This window comes from uncultured Traorella sp., from assembly GCF_944327115.1.
GTDB lineage: Bacteria > Bacillota_I > Bacilli_A > Erysipelotrichales > Erysipelotrichaceae > Traorella.
Window position 1 is genome coordinate 1 of sequence record NZ_CALVGS010000038.1, and the last position, 7,610, is coordinate 7,610.

At 39.6% G+C, this 7,610-nt stretch carries 9 protein-coding genes; all 9 read right to left on the minus strand.

What is annotated here, in order from left to right; genetic code table 11:
* Window positions 1-42: 42 nt before the first annotated feature.
* The gene (gene grcA3 / locus Q0K35_RS11535; RefSeq protein ID WP_071441318.1) at window positions 43-276 is read right to left on the minus strand and encodes an autonomous glycyl radical cofactor GrcA3; all 234 of its coding nucleotides are present in this window, start codon (window positions 274-276) and stop codon (window positions 43-45) included.
* A 16-nt stretch (window positions 277-292) separates the two neighbouring features.
* Window positions 293-2,296: a formate C-acetyltransferase gene (gene pflB, locus Q0K35_RS03035; protein WP_365936205.1), complete on the minus strand. Its 2,004-nt coding sequence runs from the start codon at window positions 2,294-2,296 to the stop codon at window positions 293-295.
* 67 nt (window positions 2,297-2,363) lie between these two features.
* Window positions 2,364-2,696 (minus strand): thioredoxin family protein, encoded by a 333-nt coding sequence (locus Q0K35_RS03040; protein WP_294561200.1) that lies wholly within the window; start codon window positions 2,694-2,696, stop codon window positions 2,364-2,366.
* Window positions 2,690-3,403 carry a pyruvate formate-lyase-activating protein gene (gene pflA / locus Q0K35_RS03045; RefSeq protein ID WP_294561201.1) on the minus strand — a complete coding sequence of 238 codons (714 nt, stop codon included), beginning with the start codon at window positions 3,401-3,403 and terminating at the stop codon, window positions 2,690-2,692. The genes Q0K35_RS03040 and pflA overlap by 7 nt, the downstream gene beginning before the upstream one ends.
* An 88-nt stretch (window positions 3,404-3,491) precedes the next feature.
* Complete coding sequence (locus Q0K35_RS03050) at window positions 3,492-4,250, minus strand: A24 family peptidase (RefSeq protein WP_294561202.1); 759 nt, start codon at window positions 4,248-4,250, stop codon at window positions 3,492-3,494.
* Between the two features lie 135 nt (window positions 4,251-4,385).
* On the minus strand, window positions 4,386-5,282 hold the full coding sequence (locus Q0K35_RS03055) for a permease (RefSeq protein ID WP_294561203.1): 897 nt from the start codon (window positions 5,280-5,282) through the stop codon (window positions 4,386-4,388).
* Between the two features lie 14 nt (window positions 5,283-5,296).
* Complete coding sequence (locus Q0K35_RS03060; RefSeq protein ID WP_294561204.1) at window positions 5,297-6,304, minus strand: DUF362 domain-containing protein; 1,008 nt, start codon at window positions 6,302-6,304, stop codon at window positions 5,297-5,299.
* A 1-nt stretch (window position 6,305) separates the two neighbouring features.
* Window positions 6,306-6,794: a flavodoxin gene (locus Q0K35_RS03065; protein ID WP_294561205.1), complete on the minus strand. Its 489-nt coding sequence runs from the start codon at window positions 6,792-6,794 to the stop codon at window positions 6,306-6,308.
* Between the two features lie 12 nt (window positions 6,795-6,806).
* Window positions 6,807-7,319, minus strand: a complete 513-nt coding sequence (locus tag Q0K35_RS03070; protein WP_294561206.1) for a cyclophilin-like fold protein — start codon at window positions 7,317-7,319, stop codon at window positions 6,807-6,809.
* Window positions 7,320-7,610 lie beyond the last annotated feature (291 nt).

Here is a 7,610-nt window from a genome sequence, read left to right on the forward strand (position 1 = left end):
AAAAAAAGATGACTGCCTCAATACAGTCATCCAAAGATTCAATTACATTGATTCATGCATGGTTCTGCGAATTACATCATCCTGCTGTTCTTTTGTAAGCTTATTGAAATTAACAGCATATCCGCTGACACGAATCGTCAGCTGAGGATATTTTTCAGGATGTGCCTGTGCATCTAACAGTGTTTCTCTGTTGAATACATTCACATTCAAGTGATGTCCGCCACTCTGGGCATAGCCATCGATCATCGTTACTAAGTTATCAATTCTATCAGACATTTTCTTTTCCTCCTTCTTATTCGTCTTTTCCTAATGCATTTGGTACGATTGAGAACGTATTTGAAATACCATCTCTTGAATATTCATATGGCAGTTTCGCAACTGATTCCAGTGAAGCCACCGCACCATGCGTATCTCTTCCGTGCATTGGATTCGCACCCGGTGCAAATGGTTCTCCGGCCTTTCTTCCATCCGGTGTATTTCCTGTTTTCTTTCCATAAACGACATTTGACGTAATGGTCAGGATGCTCATCGAAGGAACGCCATTGCGATATGTGCGATGTTCTCTGATCTTATTCATAAAGTTCTTAACAAGATCAGCAGCAATCTGGTCAACACGATCCTCATTGTTTCCGAATTTAGGGAAATCACCTTCAACCTCATAATCAACCACAACACCATCTTCATCACGAATTGCTTTTACCTTCGCATATTTGATTGCGGAAAGAGAATCAGCCGCAACGGATAATCCCGCTACACCTGTTGCGAAGAAACGTCTTACATCATGATCATGCAGTGCCATTTCCAATGCTTCATAACAATATTTATCATGCATATAATGAATGACATTCAATGTATTGACATAAAGTCCGGCAAGCCATTCCAGCATCTGATTATATTTCGCCATAACTTCATCATAATCTAAATATTCTGAAGTGATCGGCTCCATTCTTGGTGATACCTGGATCTTCTTCACTTCATCCATACCACCGTTGATAGCATACAACAGACATTTTGCTAAATTGGCACGGGCTCCGAAGAACTGCATATCCTTTCCTACCTTCATGCAGGATACACAGCAGGCAATACAATAATCATCACCCATTTCAACACGCATCAGATCATCATTCTCATACTGGATCGAGCTTGTTTCAATAGAGATCTTTGCGCAGAAGCGTTTGAAATTCTTAGGCAGTCTTGTTGACCATAAAACCGTCAGGTTCGGTTCCGGTGCAGGTCCAAGATTTACCAATGTATGAAGGAACCTGAAAGAATTCTTGGTAACCAAAGTTCTTCCATCAAGTCCCATACCGCCGATAGATTCAGTAACCCATGTAGGATCTCCTGAGAACAATTCATTATATTCCGGCGTTCTCATAAATTTCACCAGACGAAGCTTCATGACAAAGTGATCGATCAATTCCTGAGCCTCTTCTTCAGTAATGATTCCTTTATCCAGATCTCTTTGAATATAAATATCAAGGAATGTAGATGTACGTCCCAAAGACATAGCCGCTCCATTCTGATCTTTAACAGCAGCTAAATAACCAAAATAAACTGCCTGTACTGCTTCCTGCGCAGTTACTGCAGGTTCAGAAATATCACAGCCATAGATCTGAGCCATTTCCTTTAAGGCATACAAAGCACGAATCTGTTCAGCCACTTCTTCACGTTCACGGATCCTTTCCTCTGTCATGCTGCCCAAAAGAATTTCTTTATGCAATGTTTCTTTATCCTTGATCAAAAAATCAACGCCATATAAAGCAACACGGCGGTAATCCCCAACGATACGTCCGCGTCCATATGCATCCGGAAGACCGGTCAGGATCGCACAGCTTCTTGCACGACGCATTTCCGGTGTATAAACATCAAAAACACCCTGATTATGTGTCTTACGATATTTCGTAAAGATTTCCTTGATTTCCGGATCAAGCTCATAGCCATAGGCTTTCAAAGCACTTTCGCTCATTCGAATACCACCGAATGGCTGTAATGAGCGTTTAAAAGGCTTGTCTGTCTGGAAACCGACAATTTTTTCCAGATCCTTATTCAGATATCCGGCAGCATGTGAGGTCAATGAAGATACTATCTTAGTATCAGCATCCAGAACGCCACCGGCTTCCCTCTCCTTTTTATTAAGCTCAGATACCTGCTCCCATAATTTTTTAGTAGCTTCCGTAGCAGGTGCTAAGAAACTGTCATCACCTTCATAAGGCGTATAATTTCGTTGAATGAAGTCACGGACATCGATTTCCTTGCTCCATTTACCTAATTCAAAACCTTCCCAGCCTTTATACATAAATACCTCTCTTTCATTAACGCATGTATTGTATCATAAACCATTTTTCAAGTCATCTCTAAAACTCTTATTTTTGATTTCCCTTTTTATTAATTTCATCCAGCTTTGCATCGATATAAAGCTCAAAGATTTCCTCAGGCTGATAGCCTGTAATTTTAGATACCGCTTCTCCAAAGCTTGTCAGCAGGATCGTCGGTACGACCTTGATATCATAATGCTCATTGATCTCATAATTTGAAGGACCAACTTCAACGATGAAGACATCCATATCCTCCCGTTCTTTTAATTTTAAAACCATCGGAAGCATGCTGACACAATTTGCGCAGCCCTCGCCGCTGATAAGCGTGACCGCAAATCTGCTTTCTTTCAAGACTTCCTTAAAATTCTCATTATTCAGCATACGCCTAATATCTCCTTTGCTTTTTGAATTTCATCTGCCGTACATACCTCTACACCTTTTAGCGGATATTCAATCCCCATCTTTTCATATTTCACAACGCCCATCGTATGATAAGGAAGCACTTCTACCTTCTCTACATTATGCAGCGTATCAAGAAAAGCTCTTGTCCTTCTTAGATCTTCTTCATTATTCGTGTAACCGTTTACAAGAACATGACGAATCCAGACAGGCTTATGCTTTTCATCGAGATAACGGGCAAAATCCTGTGGACGATCAGCAGGCATTCCGGTCAGATCTAAATGCTTTTTCGTATCAATATGCTTGATATCCAATAAAAACAGATCACATACCTCTAACAGCTCATCAAATTTAGAAGTATCCTTACGGTCAAAGGTAATACCGCTCGTATCCATACAAGTATGAATTCCTTTTTCTTTTAGCTTTTTGAACAATTCGATTGCAAAATCAATCTGCATCAAAGGCTCTCCGCCACTCAAGGTTACCCCGCCGTCACGAATATAATTTTTATATTTCATGATCTCTTGAAGAACCTCTTCGACACTGTACTCCTCTCCGCCATGAAAATTCCACGTATCCGGATTATGACAGTATTTACATCTTAAAGGACAGCCCTGCATAAAGACTACAAAGCGAACTCCCGGACCATCTACCGTTCCAAAGCTTTCAAAAGAATGAATCCTTGCCATGATCTCACCCCCTCTTTGCTCAATCATTATAACACAGCAGATTTACATTTTTAACTCAGATGATTCAATATCCCCCAACAACTTTGTATCAAACTTTCACAAGCATCAAATACATATCAATAAACTGCCATCCATAAAAAAAGCTGATCATGATTCCCAAAGATAAAAAAGGCCCAAAAGGAATATGAGTCTTGCGATTCGCTTTCTTTTTAACTAACAGATAACTTGCATAAACAGAAGCACTCATGATCCCCAACACCCCGGCAACAAGCGTTTTTTGCCATCCTAAAAGAAAACCTGCCGCAATCATCAGCTTGATATCTCCACCGCCAAAAGAATCCATTACAAACAAATTTAAGACAATCATCAGAAGCGATATAACGCTCATGCCTATCAGACGCTCAATCAAAGATATATCCGGATGAAGACAATATGCGATGATTGCTAAAAAAGCCAGAATGATATTTAAACTGTCCGGTATCGTCATCGTAATCAAGTCGATCACACTTACAACAAGCAGCAGCTCACAAATAAAAAAGCTGATAAAAAATCCTGACCCAAAGCCATGATATGAAAAACAAAAATATCCGATTCCCACACTTATTACTTCAATAATGAAATAAGCGATTGAAATCTTCTGACGGCACCAGCGACATCTCCCTTTTAATAATATCCAGCTGAATATCGGAATCATCTCACTCATTTTTAAAGTATGATGACATTTAGGACAATAAGAACGTCCTATTATAAAATTTTCTCCCTTAGGCAAACGATAAATCAACACATTAGCAAAACTGCCTATACAGGCACAAAAGATAAAAACATAGATATAAAGCATCACTTTCATCATTTCACTCCTTTTCATATAATGTACGACATAAAAATTATCATCGAGCAAAATGAATCAATAGTAATTTAAGGATAACATAAATCACAAGAAAAAAATAGTCCGCATATAAAAAAGCAGTTTTTTCAACTGCTTCTATAAGATTAAATTAATAAGCATACCTGTCATGAAAGAAAAGACCATGACATAAACAAGATATAAACAAAAACGGCGCAAACCCAACACGATCTTCAATGCCCCCAGATTTGTGAGCTTTGTCGAAGGACCTGTAAGCATGAATGAAGCGGCACTGCCAAGGCTCATTCCTTCCCACAGCCACTGTTGAAGCAGAGGAATCGTTCCTCCGCCGCAGGCATACAACGGAACACCTATGGTCGCTGCCATCAAGACACCCAAGGCTTCATCACCACCAAAAAGAGCAGTCATCACATCAGCAGGCACATAGCGCTGAAAAAGAGCTGAAAGCAAGATACCAAGGAAAAAATACACCCCGGTGGCCTTGATATTACGTCCTAAATTTTTTAAATAACGCAGTACTAAATTATCATCAGTATCTTTATTTACAGGTTCATCAAAGCTATTAAAATTAAAAAATGATGGTTCCTTATAAATAAAATGAACCAATAATCCCGCTGTGATACCACATAACAGACAAGAAGCAATACGTATGATCAAGACTTCTTGCCCCAAGGCAGCACTATAAATGATCAGCTGGGGATTCAACAGGATCGAGGACATCATAAAAGAAGCCAGCCAGTCATCCTTCATACCCTCTTTTGAAAATGATGCGGCAATCGGAATGGTACCATACATACATAAAGGAGAAGCAATACCCAGAAAAGCAGCCACAAAAATACCAAAGATACCGAAATGCTTCTTCTGCAAATATATCAGGGCATGATGAATATGATCCTTGGCAAATACCGAAATCGCAGAACCGATCATCATGCCAACGACCCAATAATCAAAGATCTGTTCGAATTGAACACTGAAATAATACCAGATATAAACAAACTCTCGTCTTAAATTCACTTCACTATCTCCAACTATTCATCAATATTGACCAATTGATAGATTCTGCTTCCAAGCCTGATCTCTTGAGCATGTTCCAAGGTATGTAATCCATTGCGGGACTCGATGCGCTGTACCAATGAAGCCCCATCCGCTGCAGAATATACAAGGTCGATACAAGCCTGATCCAAGGCTACCGGATCAAAAGATGCAAGAATGCCAATATCATGCATATCCGGCTCTGCCGGACTAGAATCACAATCACAGTCAACTGAAAGACGATTCATGACGTTGATATATAATATATTCCCATCTAAATAATCAACAACGGACTTGCCGGCTTCAGCCATAGACTCTAAAAATGCATCCTGATCACCGCTCCACATACTACCGCCTGTTCCTTTGCTGTGTATATGGGCTTTCCCTTCAGAGGAAGCGATACCGATCGAAATATTTTTAATGGCACCTCCATATCCCGCCATAGAATGTCCTTTAAAATGTGACAGCACTACATAATAATCATAATTTTCAAAATGAGAACCGACATAATTTTCACTTAAACGTGTTCCTCCATAAACCGGTAAGGTCATGGACCCTTCCTCATCCATGATATCCACATCCGCTATTGACGTATAACCATGATCTTCTGCCACTTGATAATGCATGGCTGTATTCGCTCTTTGTCCGCCATAAGCCGTATTACATTCTACGATGGTTGGATGATCAAAGGACTGTATCAATTCACCGATGAGATCAGTACGCAGATAATTGCTTCCCGGCTCCCCCGTAGAAAGCTTAACGGCCACATTTCCTTCAATCTGTGCATCAAGTGCATCATAAACAGCAATCAGGCTGTCAGCACTGATCTCTTCACTCATATAAACAATGCTCATCTCTTCCTGACCTTCTTCACCATCTTCAATTTCTTCCTCAACAGCTTCATTCTGCATCAAATCATCCTCATCACCCTGCTGCTTCGATGAACATCCTCCCATCAACACGATTATGATCAAAATCCAGCTTAAATAACGTAATTTTTTCATGTCATCTCCTTCTATTTATCTCTTCGATCCAATGCTTTAATTGCTCATCACCAGCATTTTCTTGAAGAATGCCGCCCTCTATAAATGACGCGCCCTTTGCCAGATTTGACAGCTCATTCACTGTATTCCCTAAACCGCTGCCTCCTAAGGTCGCAAACACTATGATCGTTTTCCCATTAAAATCATAACTTTCTAAAAAGGTTCGAATAATGGCCGGTGCCGTGTACCACCAGATAGGAAATCCCAAATATATCGTTGAATATTTATTAAGATTTATTTTCTGATCAATGATCTTTGGACGTGAGGATGGATCCTTCATCTCCAATGTACTTCTGCTTGTTTTATCCATCCAATTCAAATCTTCTCTGCGATAAGGCACTTGCGGACAAATTTCATATATATCGGCATGCATCAAACCGGCAAGCCTTTGCGCAATTCTTTTTGTGGTATTGGTAGCAGAAAAATAAGCCACTAAGCTCTCAGACATCATAAAGCACCTCCTTCAATCCATGATATCGATCGTAATCGCACCGGTAATCTCTTGAATCAATTCCTCACCCGAAACTACATGTCCCAATTCATATAATGATGAGTTTTGATTAAAATCACCATAGAACATGACAACATCTCCCCAAGGCTCATAATAAGCCAGAACACCTGAGCCTCCATTAGCCTTGATGCCATCTGTAAGATTCAGGCTCTTTGGCGGATAAAAGATCTTCTCATTCGTACTGAAATTTTCCGATTCAATCGTCAATGGCAATTGTTCATATAGAGAAACAGCTGCCTGACTCTCATTCAATTCATAAATAATCACATGATCTCCAAATTGTACAGAGATCTTACGTACCTTGTTATTCATTTCCTTCAAATCCTCCTTTTCATCAGAAACTGCTTCTTCATTTGTTGTAACCACGCCTGATGGTGAAGGCTCATCGGCATTAGAAACATCAACGCTGCAAGCAACAAGTGAAAAAGCCATCCATAACATAAAATAAGAAAGCAATTTCTTCATATCATTACCTGGTATATTATAAATGACTCATTTAATGATCATTTATAGTATACATTTTCCTTTCTATCAACCTTTTTAACCGTGGTTGATTACGGTTTTGTTAATCTGTAAAATTGAATAATGTGAATGTGGATTTGTATCATTTCCTGTGGCTTGACTACTTCAAGGAGGTTCTTACCACACCTTATTCCTAAATAATGATGAGTTAGATGAGTCTTTGAATTCGTATTTTGAACCAGGTTTTGTGGTTTAAGTGTTGTGGATACCATTTTCACGTATTTTAAAGAAAGG

Excerpts from the sequence above, each read along its gene's own strand:
- grcA3 (WP_071441318.1), bottom strand. The coding sequence starts at position 276 with ATGTCTGATAGAATTGATAACTTAGTAACGATGATCGATGGCTATGCC.
- pflB (WP_365936205.1), bottom strand. The coding sequence starts at position 2,296 with ATGTATAAAGGCTGGGAAGGTTTTGAATTAGGTAAATGGAGCAAGGAA.
- Q0K35_RS03040 (WP_294561200.1), bottom strand. The coding sequence starts at position 2,696 with ATGCTGAATAATGAGAATTTTAAGGAAGTCTTGAAAGAAAGCAGATTT.
- pflA (WP_294561201.1), bottom strand. The coding sequence starts at position 3,403 with ATGGCAAGGATTCATTCTTTTGAAAGCTTTGGAACGGTAGATGGTCCG.
- Q0K35_RS03050 (WP_294561202.1), bottom strand. The coding sequence starts at position 4,250 with ATGAAAGTGATGCTTTATATCTATGTTTTTATCTTTTGTGCCTGTATA.
- Q0K35_RS03060 (WP_294561204.1), bottom strand. The coding sequence starts at position 6,304 with ATGAAAAAATTACGTTATTTAAGCTGGATTTTGATCATAATCGTGTTG.
- Q0K35_RS03065 (WP_294561205.1), bottom strand. The coding sequence starts at position 6,794 with ATGATGTCTGAGAGCTTAGTGGCTTATTTTTCTGCTACCAATACCACA.
- Q0K35_RS03070 (WP_294561206.1), bottom strand. The coding sequence starts at position 7,319 with ATGAAGAAATTGCTTTCTTATTTTATGTTATGGATGGCTTTTTCACTT.